Below are 14,609 nucleotides of genomic sequence, written 5' to 3' on the forward strand. Positions count from 1 at the left end.
ATCTTTTTGTATATCAAAACATTAAGGATGAATCTATTTGATTTTACTGCACATTCCGAAGTTTTAGATTTAAAGTCAAAGTCACTTTGTAAAATCTAAATAAAATTTACGGTTAATGTTAATTTAGATAATCAATATTTCTATTTTAATAAAAGTAAAACAATAAAATTGATTGCAATTTAATATTTTGAATGATCTCCACTATTTTTCTTTATTCTATTTAAAATCATCTTAAAATAATTCATTTTTTCAAATAAAATGTAAGTTTTCTTATGATTTCTATCAAGTTTTTCGCAGGTGCTCGATTTTGGGTTTTAACAATATTTAACTCTTATGGTTTTTTTTTATTTAATTATGAAATAACTAGAGTGTATTTTGATTTATTATTTGTTTTTATTTGTTTAAATTGAATAATTCATATATTTTTAAGAAAATAAGATATATGTCATTTATATTAAATGCTATTTTATTATGAATTTAATAATTGTCGGGATATCTTTGTACTACAAAATGATGATAAAGTCAACTGCAAATATTTAAAATTAGATACAATGAAAAATTTAGTAAACTTCAAAACATTAGTCCTCGCTTTTGGACTGTTTTCAGGATTAGCAGCTGCACAAAAAATTAATAGCAGCAACGTAAAAACTACTGTTTCTGGAACTTCTACTTTACATGAATGGAGCATGACTTCAACGAGTGGTACTTTTTCTGGAAATGTTTCTGGAAATGCAATTCAGGATATGAGTTATAAAATGGGTTCTAAAACTTTAAAAAGTGGAAAAGGTCCAATGGATACTAACGCTTATAAAGCAATCCAAGCAGATAAATATCCGAGTATTACTTTTACAGCAACTTCTGTAAATATGGGTAAAGGAACAATGACTGGTAAGTTAACGGTAACCAACGTAACCAAGACCATTACCATACCTACCAATGTTACGAAAAATGGTAATTCTTACACCGTTTGGGGACAGGCAAATATTAAAATGACTGACTACGGAATTATACCACCAGCATTTATGATGAATACAGTGAAAACAGGAAATGAAATCACCATAACAGTAAATGCAGTTGCCGAATAAACAAACGAATTATAAACAATTAAAATTAAGAATATGAAAACTATGGTAATCAGAGCATCAATGCTCGCAGTACTAGTTACAGGAGTCAATTTTGTCAGTGCACAAGAAGTATCAACTTCAATGAGAGATTATTTGGCACCAGAAAAATCATCACGTAATGTGTTTGAAGATCCAAAAGGGGAGTCTCCTGCATATGACGGCATTAAAGTATCAGTAGGTGGGGATTTTGCTTTACAATTTCAAGCATTGGATCAATCGACAAAAGCACCTTCACTTGGAGTAATTACCGGAACCACCACTCCAAACACTTTGCAGAATATGGGTAAAGATTTCAACCTTCCTACGGCCAATTTAGATGTGAATGCCTATTTAGCAAAAGGAGTGAAAATGCATTTAAGAACCTACCTTTCTGCACGTCATCATAATGAAGCTTGGGTAAAAGGTGGCTATATTCAGATCGACGATTTAGATTTCATTAAAGAAGGTTTTGCGGCTGATATCATGAAATATGCCCGGGTTAAAATTGGTATGGATGAGATTAACTACGGGGATACTCACTTCAGAAGAACTGACAATGCAAAAGCAATCAATAACCCTTTTGTAGGAAATTACCTTATGGACAGTTTTACAACGGAGGCTTTTGGGGAAGCTTATGCTTTCTATAAAAACTTCATCGGAGTTTTAGGAGCTTCTAATGGAAAATTAAACCAAACTCCTGTGAAAACGGCTAAGCAATATTCACCTTCAGTTTATGCGAAAATTGGTTATGACAAACAAATCGATCGGGATTTAAGAGTGAGATTAACTGGATCTTTCATCCAGACCAACGGAGATAATAATGCAAATTTATACAGCGGAGATAGAGCAGGGTCAAGATACTATTACGTTCTTTTAACTCAAAATGATCTAATGGGAGAATCCAATCAGGCAACTGGTAGATTTAATCCAGGTTTCAAAGATATCAAAGCGTTCCAAGTGAATCCTTTCGTGAAGTATCAAGGACTTGAATTCTTCGGAGTGTATGAATATGTAACAGGTTTGAAAGGAGTTTCTGCTTCTAAAGGAAATTATACTCAACTTGGTGGTGAATTGCTTTACAGGCTTGGTGGTCACGAACAATTCTACTTAGGAGGAAGATACAATACCGTAAGTGGAAAAGACAACGAAACGGCAGCTGAAAGAAAAATCGATAGATTAAACTTAGGCGGAGGCTGGTTTATGACCAAAAATGTACTTGCAAAAGTAGAGTATGTTAATCAGAAATATAATGATGATGTAGTTTGGGGAGCAACCAGTGCACTAAGAGGCGGTAAATTTAACGGTCTTATGTTTGAAGCGACCATAGGTTTCTAATTTTTAAATATTCGGAAAAAGGGGTTGATTATAAACCCCTTTTTCTATCTAAAATCATGAAAAATAAAATCGTCATATTCGCACTATTTCTTTTTTATGCAAGTTTTTTTGCACAGAAAAATGGACTAGAAATCAATGGTTGGACTAATATTAATACCTTTAAATGTAGCAATCCTAAGTTCAAAAACTCCAGCTCTGTTTATTCTTTTACCGGAAATCAACTTCCGAATATTAGTGTAGCTGTAGAGGATTTTGATTGTAGAAATAAAATGATGACTTCTGATTTTAGAAAAGTTTTACAATCGGATAAATATCCATTTTTGAATATTAGATTTTTAGAATTCAAAAAAGCGAATTCCAATAAATTTGAAGCGGTGGTTGAAGTGAAAATGATGACCGTTGCAAGAAAATACAATATAGAATTCTCTCTCTATAATAACAGTTTAGTAGGAAATAAAAGATTGAAGTTTTCGGAATTTAAGATTATTCCCCCCAAAAAAATGGGAGGTATGGTTTATGTAAAAGATGAACTAGATCTTGTATTCAGTTTAGAAACAAATGATTAAATTTAATTGATTTCCTTCTTTTTTAAAGTTCCTTTCATCGGGGACTTTTTTAATGCATTTTACCCTTATTTATAATGTCTGAAAATACCGAAATCAGTCGGTGTCCATAGTGCAGCTTTTTGCCCAGCTGCTTTTAAAGCATCATTTGCCCAGGTGTTACAAGTATATAGAAAACTATAACTTCCTTTGGCTTCATAGAAGGCATCGGCATTTCCATAAACCGCATTGGTTGGAATTAAAATATCTTGTCCATTCGCATTTTTATCAAATTTCGCATCTACAAATTGAATTAAATCCGAATATTGAGATTGAGTAATCATGATTTTTATACAATCATCACCCTCTTTCATAGTTTTGTAAAAGGTGCAATGCATTGCTGAATTTCCTAGCCAAAAAGCAGCATGAAGCGCAGTAGAAATTTTCAATTCTGTCCAAGTTGGCGTATCCAAATAAAATCCTTTATCACCCCAACCAATTCCTACATAATTGAAATCTGTACTTTTCGAAACGGTGTTTTCGAATAAGATTTCTTTGCTCCAATCGATTTGCTTATTTTTAATAGGAAGAACAATATCTGTGTGAACGCCATTGGTATAGATGTAAATAGGAACTTCTGCCTTTTCGGTGGTTGCTTTTTTCTGAATAGGAATGAAAGGAATCGCTAAAGCAAGAACAATGTAGAGTAGAACCAAACCTACAATCCCAGCAAAACCTTTGAAGATAATTTGGAGTATTTTTTTCAATGTAAATCTTATTTATATATGAGGTGAATCTTATTTTTTTTGAAAATCAGAAATTTTAGAAACAGTCAAAAATTCGATATTTCTTTTTAACCCAGTAAATTTCGTTCTCTTTACAGGTGATTTTCGAAACATTTCTGAAAATAATTCTTGTGAAAGTTCTTGCCATTCTAATTTTGTGGTATTTTTAAGCATAGAATTAGGTTTAAATTTTTCTTGTTGATGAGGTTTAGAAAAGCGATTCCATGGGCAAACATCTTGGCAAATGTCGCAACCGAACATCCAGTCTTCCATTTTGTTTTTAAAACTTTCGGGGATTTCGTTTTTCAATTCGATGGTTGCATAAGAAATACACTTACTTCCATCAATCACTTTCTCCGAAACAATGGCATCGGTTGGGCAAGCATCAATGCATTTTCGACAGGAACCACAATGATCTTTTGTAGAATAATCTTCCTGAAGTTCCAGATCGCAAATAATTTCTGCTAAAAAATAAAAAGAACCGGTTTGTTTGGTGATGAGGTTTGCATTTTTTCCGACCCAGCCAATTCCTGATTTTCTCGCCCAGCTTCTTTCTAAAATCGGAGCAGAATCGGTGAAAATTCGGCATTCGAAATCACCAATTTCCTCTTGAAGTTCTGCAACCATTTCTCGTAGAATTTCTTTAATAATCTCATGATAGTCTTCACCATAAGCGTATTTAGAAATCTTTAATTGATCGAGTCCAAACAGATCTTCTTCCGGGAAATAGTTGTAAGAAAGAGAAATTACTGATTTTGAACCTTCAACCAATAATCGTGGATCTAGTCTTTTGTCAAAATAATTTCCCATGTAAGACATTTCTCCATGGTAATTCTTGTTCAGCCAACTCTCAAATGGTTTCGCATCTTCTTCTAAAAAGTCAGCTCGTGAAATTCCACAGTTTTGAAATCCAAACTTTTTTGCTTTGGCTTTAATGAGATTAGAATATTTTTCTTGACTTTGTAACATAGATTGACTTGCAAAACTAACAATATTTTATAAATTTGTGTCTTAAATTTTTATAACAGTAAATTACAAAATATGTCAATAGAAGAAATTTTAAAATCAGGAAATTACCATTTAATCGATGTTCGTGAACCGATGGAACTTGAAATGGATGGCGAAATAGAAGCTGCCTTAAATATTCCTTTAGGAGAAATCGAAGACCGTAAAGAAGAAGTAGAGCAGTTAAGCGGTCCGAAAATTTTTTTCTGCAGAAGCGGAAACAGAAGTGGGAAAGCCTTGGAGTTTTTTAAATCACAAAATTTAGAAGAGATCTACAATGGAGGAGGTTACTCTGATATGAAACACGCTTTAGAAAATCTATAATAGATTTCTTTAATTAAGATAAGAGTTGATCATTAATCAGCTCTTTTTTTTTGCATTCTATTCTGATGTTCAATTTTAAAAGATGGAAGATTCCTTAAGAAAAACGAAATGACTGTTTGAATTTAAGATGTTGATATTCGATTGATAGTCAATTTAATACTATTTTTCAGACTCGGTTTTAACAGAATATTATCAATTTTGGCATGATTTTGACAACTGTTTTTTATTTTTTTAAGTGCTGTTTTAAAAACTATTATTATCTTTGGTTGATAACATCACAACATGGAAACTAAAAATAAATTCAATCTTTTTTTACCCGGAATTTCTTCAGAATCAAATGATAACATCTCTTTGATCGCTGTTGATCTTAGAGATGAAGAAACAATTATTGGTCTTTATGCCGCTGAAAACAGACGGGTATTCCTGAAAACGGAAAAATCTTATGCTACGAAAGATTTCAGTTCTTTTTCGGAAATGGTAAAAGTATTTATCAATGAAAATTCGTTGGAAAATATTTCAAAAATTGCAGTTGCAGTTCCAGGACCAGTCATTGGAGGTAAAAGTGCACCACAAAGATTACCTTGGAAATTAGATACCGAAGAAATAAAAAAAGACACTCAAATTAATGAGGTTTTATTAATCAATGATTTAGAAGCTTCGGCTTACGGTTTAGAACATGTGGCAGAAAGTGATTTTGTTAAAATCCATGATTCGGCAAACTTCACTCCCGGTAATGCTGTGCTTTTGGCTCCTGGAGATGGTTTAGGCGAGGCTGCTTTGTTTTGGGACGGATATTTCCTAAGACCTTTTGCAACGGAAGGTGGGCACTGCGAATTCTCACCAAGAACAAATGATGAAGTCGAATTTTATTCGTTTTTACAAAAAATATACGGAATTGTAAGTTGGGAATCTGTACTGTCTAAAGGTGGTTTATTCAATGTTTATCGCTTCTTAAGAGATGTAAAAAGACAAGTACAGCCAGATTGGTTGACGCAGGAAATCGAGGCGGGTAATTTCACACAAGCCATAATTCATGGAGCAATTGAAAAGAAAGACCGAATTTGTACCATGACGATAGAGACCTTTTTGATGTTTCTTGCGCGGGAAGCCAATAGTTTAGTTCTCAAAATGAAAGCAACTGGCGGATTGTTCTTGAGTGGAGAAATTCCTGTGATGCTAGAGCAATTCCTTAATAACAAAAAGTTTTATAAAAATTTCATCATCAGTGATAAAATGGAAAATATCCTAAAAGACATTCCTATTTATTTAGTCAAAGATGAAAAAACAATTATCAATGGAGCAGCATTATACGCCGCTTTCTATATTAAATCATAATTAGAATCATCCTAAAAACTTCGCCAAAAAACGAAGTTTTTTAATTTTAAAAATAATCTTAATTCAAATGAATACTGTTTTAATAAAGAAGTGGGCTCTTGTTATATTTGGCTTATTTTCAATAGCAATATTTTCTCAATCCAAAACAATCCTGTCCTCTGAAATCAGGTGGAAAGCTTACAAAACCCTAAGAGCAGAATCACTTTCTCATTTTGGAACAGTCAACTTAAAAGTGGGAAATCTTATTTTTAATGGTAATGATTTGGCAGGCGGCAGCTTTATAATGGATATGAAAACCATCGATGCAGCTGATATGAATGAAGATCCCAAAATGAAAAAGATGCTGGAGAATCATTTGAAAAGTGATGATTTTTTTGATATCAATAAATTTCCAACAGCAACCTTTCAAATCAAATCTGTAAAGAAAATTAATAAGAATGGATACAATTATCAAGTTGCGGGAATATTGACGATTAAAGGAATTTCTAAAAATATTTCCTTCCCGGTAAAGGTTTCTCAGAGCAGTTCTATTTACACTTTAACTTCCGCTCAATTTACCTTTAATAGAAAAAATTACGGACTGAAATACAATATTTTCGAAGATATGTTAATTAGCAATGATGTTGAAATCAATGTTACCATTAATGCTAAATAATGTTTTCTTATCCTACATCAATACTTTGTTACTGAAATTTTAGATACTTTTGCAATTCAAATTTTAAATAATAAAAATGAAGAACTTAGTATTAGCGGCATTTCTAGCCGGAGGAATGATGTTTGGTCAAACCAAGAAAGTAACGGATTCAAATGTTGAATGGTGGGGTTATAAATTAGCAAAAACTGAAGCTTCATCGCACAATGGAGTTGTTAATTTGAAATCTGGAGATGTTATCATGAAAGGGAATAATATTGTTGGCGGAACTTTTTCTTTGGATATGAACAGTATCAATGCAACCGATTTATCAGGAGAATATCAAACGAAACTGAATAACCATTTGAAAACCGGAGACTTTTTCGAAACCGATAAATATCCGAATGCAACATATAAAATTACGTCCGTAAAAAAGAACAATAACAAAGCGTTTCCTTTTATGGTTTACGGGAATCTTACCGCAAAAGACAAAACAAATCCTGTTGCTTTCCCAGCGAAAATTTCTTTGAAAAATGGAGTATTGAATATTGTTTCGGACAAGTTTAGTTTTGACCGTCAGAAATTCAATATCGCTTATGCTTCTACAGCGAAAGATGTAGTTGTAAAAGACGATATCGATATGATTATTAATATTACTGCAAAATAATTTTAAGAGCATGTTATTTTATAAAAGAGCAACTTTGTTTGCTCTTTTTTTATATTTTTGAATGATGAAATTGTATGTTGTTAGCGGACTTGGAGCCGATTTTTCAGTATTAGAAAAAATTACTTTTCCGGAAAAATTAGAAATTGTATTTTTGAATTGGTTGATTCCCGAAAATCATGAAGAGTTTCATCATTATGTAAAAAGAATGGCAGATCGAGTTGATGCCTCTGAGCCTTTTGCATTGCTGGGTTATTCTTTCGGTGGAATCATCGTTCAGGAAATCGATAAAATTAAATCTGCTGAAAAAGTAGTCATTCTTGGAAGCATTAAATCTAACAAAGAAAAATCAAGATTAATTAAATTCGGCGAAATTTTTAAGATTGCCAAATTTTTACCACGACAAATATTTAATGTAAAATCTGCCGTCATCTACTCATTTATGAGAAAATTGATCGATCCGAAAAATCCTAAGATCATGCAGTATTTGAAAGTAACAGATCCATATTATTTGAAATGGGGAATTGAACAAGTATCTGATTGGAAGTTTGAAGAAAATCCAAAAGTAATACAAGTTTTGGGAAGTAAAGATATTGTGTTTCCTGTGAAATATTCAAAGCCAGATTATGTCGTACAAGATGGCACGCACCTTTTTCCCGTAACCAAATCGAAGCAAGTTTCTAAAATTTTAGCAGAAATTTTCAAGTAATGAAATCGGTTGTATTATTATGAAGTCGGCTTAATCGCCTTAATAGCAGAGTGTTCTATTTCTTGTTTTTATTAAATGTTGTTAGAATTATTTAAATATTATCACTGAAAATTTACTTTAAAAAATATCAAAAATAGAATTATCTTTGTCATCATCTCAATTTGGTTTAATGCTTATCGCAGATAAAATATAATGGAATCAATCAGTGTTTTTGAAATTATAAAAGTCGGAATCGGACCCTCAAGTTCTCACACCATGGGGCCATGGAATGCGGCTGAAAGTTTTATTAGAAAAATAAAAACCGATCATCAACTTCAAGATGTAAAAGAAATCTTTGTGGAATTTTTCGGCTCACTCGCCAAAACCGGAATCGGTCACGGAACTGATATTGCAGGAATGCTCGGACTTTCTGGTGAGAATTTTAAAGAGATTGACACTTCTAAAATCGATGAAAAAATAGCAGCGATTAAATCTTCGAATACTTTAAATCTTAATGGTGAAAAAGAAATACCTTTTATTTACGGTCACCATTTGATTTTAAACAAACAGAAATCTCTTGATTTTCATCCAAACGGAATGATTTTCAGAGCCGTGTTTGAAAATGGCGAAGAACTCATTCAAGATTATTACTCGATTGGAGGCGGATTTATTGCAACCCAAGAAGCCAATTCCTACGAAAATCATTGTACCAGAACGCTTTATCCTTGCCACAACGGAAAAGATATTGATAAGAATATTGCAAAATTAGGTTTAGATAAAATTTCAGATCTCATTTTCCTTAACGAAGAATCTTGGCGAACCAAAGAAGAAACCGAGAGAGAAGCACTTTATATTTGGCAACAGATTAAAGAATGTATTTACAAAGGCGTCAACAAAGATGGAATTCTACCCGGTGGATTAAATGTTACCCGTCGTGCAGCAGGTTTGAATCGGAAATTACTCGGCGACAAGGTTTACAAAAATATTCACGAATGGTATCAATTACTCATTGATTCCGATGTAAGTTTTACCAATATCAATAAATGGGTTTCCTGTTTTGCCTTGGCGGTGAACGAAGAAAATGCAAGTTTTGGTCGAATTATTACTGCGCCAACCAATGGCGCAAGTGGCGTAATTCCTGCGGTTTTAATGTATTCTCAAGTTTTCACCGATTTCAAAAGTGAAGAAAATATCATTCGTTTTCTTTTGGTAGCTGGCGAAATCGGTACACTCTTTAAAAAGAATGCGACCATTTCTGCCGCGATGGGAGGTTGCCAAGCCGAGATAGGAGTTTCCTCTGCCATGGCAGCTGCTGGTCTTACTGAAATTATGGGCGGTACGCCCGGTCAGGTTCAAATGGCTGCCGAAATTGCCATGGAGCATCACCTCGGAATGACTTGTGATCCGATTGGTGGTTTGGTGCAAATTCCATGTATCGAAAGGAATTCTATGGGCGCAATGAAAGCGATTACCGCTGCGAATATCGCCTTAGAATCCGATCCTACGAAAGCGCGTGTAACTTTAGACGAGGTAATTCAATCGATGTGGGAAACCGCTCAAAGTATGAATGACCGCTTCAAAGAAACCTCAGAAGGTGGTCTCGCCATTGCAGTTAACGTCGCTGAATGTTAGATTTTTCTCTTTAATTTTTAAGAGTAACAAGACTTTCGCTTTTCCGAAAACTCAAGCAAGTTATCTGCAACCACATCAAAAATTCGTACATGAAAAAGACATTTAAAGAGCAGGCGGTGTTCCCTAGTTTTTCGCCAAAATCCCTATAAGTTTATACTTGTTGTTTTTTTGGAAATTTCTACAATGCTTCCAGCTCGATCCGCAATCCATATTTCTTCCGAGGATGCTTCATTTTCACCCACAAAAAAAGAGAACCAATTTCTTGATTCTCTTTACTTAGTAGCGGAGACACGACTCGAACGTGCGACCTCCGGGTTATGAGCCCGACGAGCTACCTACTGCTCTACCCCGCGCTATTGTGCTGCAAATATACAACAATTAATTTTTAAACAATTTTTAATTCGAAAAATAAACAGATCGTAAATCAGCTTTTTGAATAGCTCATAAAATGGTGCTACAAAATAGAAGGTGAAACGCTGATTCTTAAATCAAAGAAAAGTTTTTTGAAAATTTCAAATTATCGTATTTGATGTTTTTTTAAATTTATCAATTTAAGCAGACTTTTTTATTAACCTAAGTTTTTATTTTTTAATTTCAAAATTATCCAGGTCGTTACCACAAATGGAGCAGTGAGGGTAATCATTCCTGTCTTTGCTAAGGTGATATTTAAAAAGGTAGAAAGAATAATGGCTCCAGTAATCCATAGAAAATCACTCCTTCTTTTTCCGGTCAGTGCAATGGCACACAGTATCGCATTGTAACCCATTAACCCAGCATTAATAGAAGAAATGGGTTCAAAAAACCATCCTGTTAAAGAACCTAAAATGGCAGCATAAACTGCATAAGCAGCCATTAATTTATTATTGATGAAAATTGCTAGAAGAAAAAATATCCCAGTAATCACATTTTCTTGAAACATCACTTGACCGAAACTGTTGCTCGAAGCAGTAAAAAGTTGAAGACCATTTCTAGTAGTTTCAGATGAAGACAATAGCGAAAATTTAAATACAAACAGTAGTGAATAGATCACGAACCAGGTTACCAGAACAAAAGGTGCGGTAAATGCTGGGATTAGTTTTTTTAAGAAATGCATTACAAATGTTGACAAAACCGCCCCCGATAAAAGCGCTAAAACGGTTATGATATTTACTTCGAAAAAGCAGAATACTGCGATACCAGTTAATGCACCATTAAAACCATAAAGACCGTTTTGGATATCATCTTTCGAGTACCTTAAAATCTGAGCTACACTTGTACTTATGATGGTTCCCAATAAAGCGGCTAATCCTAATAACCAGGAGTTGTAGAAAATGCCAGCTAAAAATAAAAGACCAGAGTAAATGTTGTTTTGAAACATTACTTGCCCGATTCCTCGCAAAATTGTTTGTATGAATTTCATTAAAATTTGAATTAAATTTATTTTTATAGCTTTTAATAAAGCTCCACAATATAAGAAGTTCTTTACTTTAATGGTGAAAAATTATTTTTTGAACCATAATGCTGCAAAGATTTTTAAAATGGTCAAAACTTGGATGATTTAAATCTTCGAGAAGTCTAAAGTCTTTTCAATACGAAAACCTTTAAAACGGTAAATCTATATTTTCTGGCAAAATAAAATCTTTCGAATATGGATTCTCTAAAAAACTTAGAAATGGTTTTTGAAACTGAATGATATCGCCTCTTTGAATGCCATAAACAGACCAGTAGTTGGTGAGTAATTGTGCAAAAGTTTCCTCATCCCAAAACCCAAAAACAGGTCGGCTTTCATGAGCTGTAATTGAAACTGCTTCTATGATAATTCCATCCGAAGTGTTTTCAATTTTGTATTCTGGTTTGTACTGCAAAATGTAATCTGAATAATGAAATCTAGCGAACAATTCTTCAAATTGGATTGGGTGCAAAACGTGACCTTTTATTTTTTCTAGGAGGTCTTTCTGTTTTTCGCCAATCACACCATTGTCTTGCAAGCACGCAATAAAACCAAAACCATTGACCCCAAACTGGAATAATAAATTCACGGTATCATCACGATAACTAAAAATATCGGCAGAATATTTCAGCGGAAATACAACAATACTCCAAGGTTTTTGACCCACAAAAGAAATCGGCTCTATGATGGATTGCATCATGAGGTGGAAGTTTCCAAATCGTTCTCGTAGGGTAGAAGAGAGGTCAAAAGTTTCTCTTAGTCTCAGCATCCGATTGCTTTCATAACGCATTTCGTAATACAACATGCCGTAAACCATTCTTCCCGTCCAGAGGAAAAGCAACTGTTCATCAAGTGCAGCCACTCCTTCATATCCCTTTTGATAGGCTTTCTGGATTTTTTCCTCCAATTTCTCAAACGCTTTTTTAACACGGGGAGAACAGGGTAGTTGAAGATCCGCATAATGATAAGATTTCGATTTATCCATCATCTCAATTCGATCAGTTCCAAATTTATAATGATCCATCAACCATTCTGGGTAAACAGACATTTTTTCAGTAGTTAAATCTCCGGTAAGGAAGCAAAACTGTTCGTCGAAAATCAAATCTTTGAACGGATTAAAAAGTGATAAAGACATAAATGAATTGATATTGAGTTTGAAAATTTTTGCAAAGATAACCATTAATGCTGGTTTGTTTGAGCCAAGTGGGATAGAAATTGTTTTAAAAAAAATAGGGTATTTCACAACATTATAATTGTAATACTCTTTCCTTATTTTTTTGAATAAGTAGGAAAATAACGATTATTAAAAAACAGTAGTAATTATAAAAAACCTTAAAAGCTTTAACAATCAAGGTTTCTAAAAAATTACATAAAGTGCTAATTTCTCTAGTTATTTCATTCCCTCTTTCTTTATAGGCATAAGGATTGGAATCATTTTGCTCACATCTTGCAGGTATTTTTCAGGATTAGAATTTCCGCGATGACAAGTGATGCAATAAACCGAGGTTATCTGTTTGGGTTTTGGGTCTGGCGCGTGTGGTAGAAAATATTTCGAATTGATCTCATTGGTCATTTGAAGCATTCCTCGTGCGATTTCTTTGGTTAATTTAGTATCGGAAGCAAAATCTAATTTTTTGGGATCGTCTTTTTGTGCGGTATGACAAAATGCACAATCTACTCCTAAAGAACTACTGAAAGTCTTCATCACAAAGTGCAAACTGTCCTTTGTAATGTTCTTTGGCAGAACTTTTAGGTTTTTCCACTCTGTTTGCGTTTCTTCACTTACAGGATGATAAATTTTTGTAGAATTGGTTGTAACAATAATGATAACACCAATCATTCCTAATAATCCAATAAAGGACAAAAAGGATTTTAATTTGTTGACTTTCATATTATTTATGTTTTTAATGGAACATCTAAGTTATAAATTATTCTATTAAAAACCGAAATGAATTTGAAAAAATTCATCAAAACAATGTAGCTAACCTTGTTGAAAATGAATCTATTATAGATGAAGAAGCCCTAGTTTAACGAAGCTTAAGACTTTAATTTTTACTTTACTAAAGTTCAAGATTTTAAACACTTTTTTTAAGTACAGTACCGAAAGAGTATTGAGAATTTAGAGAAAAAAAATAGTGAAAATTACAGAAATAAAAGCGATTGAAAATCTATATTTTATCAAAATAAATTGTTTTTCCCATCCATGCCCATTTCCAATAACCGCGGACAATCATTCCGCCATCTTCTTTAATTTCAATATAAGAATCCCAAGTTCTGCCACTGGAAGCGTCGTAGATTTTCCCATTTTCCCACCGTTGTTTGATAGGATTAAAAAGGAGACCGTCTAATATTTCCATTCCGATGAGTTTTCGATCTCTCAATTTGGGATCGGGATTATGTGAATCAGTCCGCGAGTTCATGGGTTCGCCATTTCCTAAACGTTCATTAAACCAGATTACTTTTGCTTTGAAGATTTTACCTTCTTTATAAACATGCACACTGACACTTTTGTCGGTAGATATCCATTTTCCTAATATATCATCAGTTTTGGCTTGACCCGAAACTGAACAGCAGAGGAGTAAAAATAAAAAAATCGTAGAATTTAGCGCCATATTTTAAAAATGCAAAAAAAGGTTAGTTAGGATTAGTCTCGATTCATATGGAAAGATGTTGGCTAGAATAAACTTCTATTTATAGGAAAAAAATCGAAGATAATATTCTACCATAATCGAATCGTACTTTTATTAATAAACGAGTTTTTATCATTATAATTGTGTGTATGGCAATTAGTTGGCGTTATACCAGGATAATGATACGGAACAGCACGATTAACGTATTCCTCCAGGGCTTGTCCTCTGAAATCATTTGCAGTTTTAGCTTTTTTATATTCATCTAAATCTACTTCAAAAATTTTTTCAATATTTACAGTTTGATTATTTTTTTTACCGAATCCAGTAATTTTTACTTGATAAATATCCATAGTGTTTTTTTTAAAATTTCTGTAAACACACAAAAATATACAAATTTTTAAAGCTCAACAACACAAACCTACCATTTATTCTTAGAGCCTGTTTAAAAATTAAATAAAGAAAAGTTTATGAGCATAATTAAATAAGAAAAATAACTTATAAAAAAC

At 33.1% G+C, this 14,609-nt stretch carries 16 protein-coding genes and 1 tRNA gene; 9 read left to right on the forward strand and 8 right to left on the reverse strand.

Annotated features, from left to right (window positions below; all coding sequences use genetic code 11):
* Positions 1–551: 551 nt before the first annotated feature.
* From WBY99_RS00925 to WBY99_RS00935, 3 genes are read left to right on the forward strand one after another with little or no spacing between them, the layout of a single operon-like run.
* A complete protein-coding gene (locus WBY99_RS00925; RefSeq protein WP_423974470.1) occupies positions 552–1,085 on the forward strand; it encodes a YceI family protein in 534 nt (177 codons plus the stop codon).
* Between the two features lie 33 nt (positions 1,086–1,118).
* Positions 1,119–2,438 (forward strand): hypothetical protein, encoded by a 1,320-nt coding sequence (locus tag WBY99_RS00930; protein WP_423974471.1) that lies wholly within the window; start codon positions 1,119–1,121, stop codon positions 2,436–2,438.
* Between the two features lie 56 nt (positions 2,439–2,494).
* Positions 2,495–3,004, forward strand: a complete 510-nt coding sequence (locus tag WBY99_RS00935; RefSeq protein ID WP_423974472.1) for a hypothetical protein — start codon at positions 2,495–2,497, stop codon at positions 3,002–3,004.
* Positions 3,005–3,069: 65 nt separating this feature from the next.
* Here the strand turns inward: WBY99_RS00935 and WBY99_RS00940 are convergent, their stop codons facing one another.
* Both WBY99_RS00940 and queG read right to left on the reverse strand, forming a co-directional pair.
* Entirely contained in the window at positions 3,070–3,747 is a 678-nt protein-coding gene (locus WBY99_RS00940) for a TIGR02117 family protein (protein ID WP_423974473.1), read from the reverse strand.
* A 30-nt stretch (positions 3,748–3,777) separates the two neighbouring features.
* Entirely contained in the window at positions 3,778–4,734 is a 957-nt protein-coding gene (gene queG, locus WBY99_RS00945) for a tRNA epoxyqueuosine(34) reductase QueG (protein ID WP_423974474.1), read from the reverse strand.
* A gap of 72 nt (positions 4,735–4,806) precedes the next feature.
* On the opposite strand from queG, the gene WBY99_RS00950 reads away from it, so the two are divergent.
* From WBY99_RS00950 to WBY99_RS00975, 6 genes are all read left to right on the forward strand, one after another.
* The gene (locus WBY99_RS00950) at positions 4,807–5,094 is read left to right on the forward strand and encodes a rhodanese-like domain-containing protein (RefSeq protein WP_423974475.1); all 288 of its coding nucleotides are present in this window, start codon (positions 4,807–4,809) and stop codon (positions 5,092–5,094) included.
* Positions 5,095–5,376: 282 nt separating this feature from the next.
* On the forward strand, positions 5,377–6,429 hold the full coding sequence (locus WBY99_RS00955) for a glucokinase (RefSeq protein ID WP_423974476.1): 1,053 nt from the start codon (positions 5,377–5,379) through the stop codon (positions 6,427–6,429).
* A gap of 67 nt (positions 6,430–6,496) precedes the next feature.
* On the forward strand, positions 6,497–7,084 hold the full coding sequence (locus WBY99_RS00960) for a YceI family protein (protein ID WP_423974477.1): 588 nt from the start codon (positions 6,497–6,499) through the stop codon (positions 7,082–7,084).
* A gap of 76 nt (positions 7,085–7,160) precedes the next feature.
* Positions 7,161–7,727: a YceI family protein gene (locus WBY99_RS00965; protein WP_423974478.1), complete on the forward strand. Its 567-nt coding sequence runs from the start codon at positions 7,161–7,163 to the stop codon at positions 7,725–7,727.
* A 64-nt stretch (positions 7,728–7,791) separates the two neighbouring features.
* Complete coding sequence (locus WBY99_RS00970; protein WP_423974479.1) at positions 7,792–8,433, forward strand: alpha/beta hydrolase; 642 nt, start codon at positions 7,792–7,794, stop codon at positions 8,431–8,433.
* A 192-nt stretch (positions 8,434–8,625) separates the two neighbouring features.
* Positions 8,626–10,044: an L-serine ammonia-lyase gene (locus WBY99_RS00975; protein WP_423974480.1), complete on the forward strand. Its 1,419-nt coding sequence runs from the start codon at positions 8,626–8,628 to the stop codon at positions 10,042–10,044.
* Between the two features lie 280 nt (positions 10,045–10,324).
* Here WBY99_RS00975 and WBY99_RS00980 read toward each other — a convergent pair.
* From WBY99_RS00980 to WBY99_RS01005, 6 genes are all read right to left on the reverse strand, one after another.
* Positions 10,325–10,397, reverse strand: a tRNA-Met gene (locus WBY99_RS00980).
* A 215-nt stretch (positions 10,398–10,612) separates the two neighbouring features.
* Positions 10,613–11,443, reverse strand: a complete 831-nt coding sequence (locus tag WBY99_RS00985) for an urea transporter (protein ID WP_423974481.1) — start codon at positions 11,441–11,443, stop codon at positions 10,613–10,615.
* A 181-nt stretch (positions 11,444–11,624) separates the two neighbouring features.
* The gene (locus WBY99_RS00990; protein ID WP_423974482.1) at positions 11,625–12,653 is read right to left on the reverse strand and encodes a hypothetical protein; all 1,029 of its coding nucleotides are present in this window, start codon (positions 12,651–12,653) and stop codon (positions 11,625–11,627) included.
* Between the two features lie 210 nt (positions 12,654–12,863).
* The gene (locus WBY99_RS00995; RefSeq protein WP_423974483.1) at positions 12,864–13,364 is read right to left on the reverse strand and encodes a c-type cytochrome; all 501 of its coding nucleotides are present in this window, start codon (positions 13,362–13,364) and stop codon (positions 12,864–12,866) included.
* 277 nt (positions 13,365–13,641) lie between these two features.
* A complete protein-coding gene (locus WBY99_RS01000; RefSeq protein ID WP_423974484.1) occupies positions 13,642–14,085 on the reverse strand; it encodes a DUF2147 domain-containing protein in 444 nt (147 codons plus the stop codon).
* A gap of 107 nt (positions 14,086–14,192) precedes the next feature.
* A complete protein-coding gene (locus WBY99_RS01005; RefSeq protein ID WP_423974485.1) occupies positions 14,193–14,453 on the reverse strand; it encodes a hypothetical protein in 261 nt (86 codons plus the stop codon).
* Between the last annotated feature and the right edge of the window lie 156 nt (positions 14,454–14,609).

This window comes from Kaistella sp. (genome assembly GCF_049588135.1).
Classification (GTDB): Bacteria; Bacteroidota; Bacteroidia; order Flavobacteriales; family Weeksellaceae; genus Kaistella.

Excerpts from the sequence above, each read along its gene's own strand:
- WBY99_RS00925 (WP_423974470.1), top strand. The coding sequence starts at position 552 with ATGAAAAATTTAGTAAACTTCAAAACATTAGTCCTCGCTTTTGGACTG.
- WBY99_RS00930 (WP_423974471.1), top strand. The coding sequence starts at position 1,119 with ATGAAAACTATGGTAATCAGAGCATCAATGCTCGCAGTACTAGTTACA.
- WBY99_RS00935 (WP_423974472.1), top strand. The coding sequence starts at position 2,495 with ATGAAAAATAAAATCGTCATATTCGCACTATTTCTTTTTTATGCAAGT.
- queG (WP_423974474.1), bottom strand. The coding sequence starts at position 4,734 with ATGTTACAAAGTCAAGAAAAATATTCTAATCTCATTAAAGCCAAAGCA.
- WBY99_RS00950 (WP_423974475.1), top strand. The coding sequence starts at position 4,807 with ATGTCAATAGAAGAAATTTTAAAATCAGGAAATTACCATTTAATCGAT.
- WBY99_RS00955 (WP_423974476.1), top strand. The coding sequence starts at position 5,377 with ATGGAAACTAAAAATAAATTCAATCTTTTTTTACCCGGAATTTCTTCA.
- WBY99_RS00960 (WP_423974477.1), top strand. The coding sequence starts at position 6,497 with ATGAATACTGTTTTAATAAAGAAGTGGGCTCTTGTTATATTTGGCTTA.
- WBY99_RS00965 (WP_423974478.1), top strand. The coding sequence starts at position 7,161 with ATGAAGAACTTAGTATTAGCGGCATTTCTAGCCGGAGGAATGATGTTT.
- WBY99_RS00970 (WP_423974479.1), top strand. The coding sequence starts at position 7,792 with ATGAAATTGTATGTTGTTAGCGGACTTGGAGCCGATTTTTCAGTATTA.
- WBY99_RS00975 (WP_423974480.1), top strand. The coding sequence starts at position 8,626 with ATGGAATCAATCAGTGTTTTTGAAATTATAAAAGTCGGAATCGGACCC.
- WBY99_RS00985 (WP_423974481.1), bottom strand. The coding sequence starts at position 11,443 with ATGAAATTCATACAAACAATTTTGCGAGGAATCGGGCAAGTAATGTTT.
- WBY99_RS00990 (WP_423974482.1), bottom strand. The coding sequence starts at position 12,653 with ATGGTTATCTTTGCAAAAATTTTCAAACTCAATATCAATTCATTTATG.
- WBY99_RS00995 (WP_423974483.1), bottom strand. The coding sequence starts at position 13,364 with ATGAAAGTCAACAAATTAAAATCCTTTTTGTCCTTTATTGGATTATTA.
- WBY99_RS01000 (WP_423974484.1), bottom strand. The coding sequence starts at position 14,085 with ATGGCGCTAAATTCTACGATTTTTTTATTTTTACTCCTCTGCTGTTCA.
- WBY99_RS01005 (WP_423974485.1), bottom strand. The coding sequence starts at position 14,453 with ATGGATATTTATCAAGTAAAAATTACTGGATTCGGTAAAAAAAATAAT.